Origin of the sequence: Streptomyces lancefieldiae, assembly GCF_031845825.1 — a bacterium.
In the GTDB taxonomy this organism is placed as follows: Bacteria; Actinomycetota; Actinomycetes; order Streptomycetales; family Streptomycetaceae; genus Streptomyces; species Streptomyces lancefieldiae.
Genome location: NZ_JAVRFH010000237.1, coordinates 1 through 1,022 on the forward strand (window position 1 = coordinate 1; position 1,022 = coordinate 1,022).

The 1,022-nt window shown below is 71.7% G+C and carries 2 protein-coding genes; both read left to right on the forward strand.

The annotated features are described in order from the left end of the window. Positions 1-309: hypothetical protein (locus RM812_RS41850; RefSeq protein WP_311586214.1), on the forward strand; the 309-nt coding region annotated here is incomplete at its 5' end. A gap of 84 nt (positions 310-393) precedes the next feature. Next, positions 394-1,022, forward strand: a 629-nt coding sequence (locus RM812_RS41855) for a hypothetical protein (protein WP_311586216.1), incomplete at its 3' end; no start/stop codon positions are given.

The following is a 1,022-nucleotide window of genomic DNA, read 5'->3' on the forward strand; positions in this document are numbered from 1 at the left end:
CTGGCGAAGCTCGCCCGGCTGCTCACTCCGGTCATCTCCGGGGTCCAGGCGCGGGAAGGCGCCCACGCCCGGCAGCTCGTCGTCCGCGCGGTCGCGTTCGAGCCGACCCGGTCCCAGCCGCAGCCGGTCCGCTACAGCGCAGACGGGCTGTATCTGCCGCTCGCGTCCCGGCGCGGACGCGAGTGGATCGAACAGCTCACGGTGCCGCAGGACCTCAAGCCGCAGGCGGAAGCGATCCTCCGCGGGCTCACCAATGCCGCAGTCGGCTCCCTCGCCCCCGGCGAAGAGCTCTACCTCCAGCTCCCGTGACACCGGGCCCAGCAACACGACCGACCGGCAGCGACCGGCCGCCCGGTGTGCCGGGCCGCTGCCCTTCACCCATGCAGGAACCCCATGACCTCCCGCCATACGCTCGTCTGCCTCCCGCCCCTGAACGACCCGCACGACTGGGCGGACGCGATCGACGAGGCGATCGCGCCGTACCCCGACGACCTCTACACCTGGACCGCCTACGGGCGATACGACACTCATCTCGCCGTCCGCCCGGACGTCACACCGAGCGACGGGAGTCTCGTCCAGAGCTCACGGGCACGCCAGTCCCGCCTTCCCACGTGCAGCGGCGGCCGCCGAGACTTGCTGGACTTCCCCGCGATGCGCACACACCGTGCCGCGCAGGCCTCGCGGCTCCACCGTGCGTGGACGAACGCCACGGCCACCCTGCCCCCGGCCGTCCCCCTCAGCTCCTTCCACCAACGCCATCCGCAGGACCCCGGCCGGGCACTGCAGGAGTTCCGCGCCCAACCGCAACTCCAGGTCCTCACCGACCTTGACGCGCCCCGGTCGCACCGCCGGAAAGCCGATACTGCCGCCCTGGTCGCGCTGGACCACGATGCGTTCGTCGAACGCGCCCGGCAGCGGGCCGTTCCCGGCGACCTTCTCCTGACGGTCGACGGCACCCTCCACATCAACCCGTCCTTCATCAACGCCGACGACGATGCCGAGACCGGCAGTACGCGCTACCT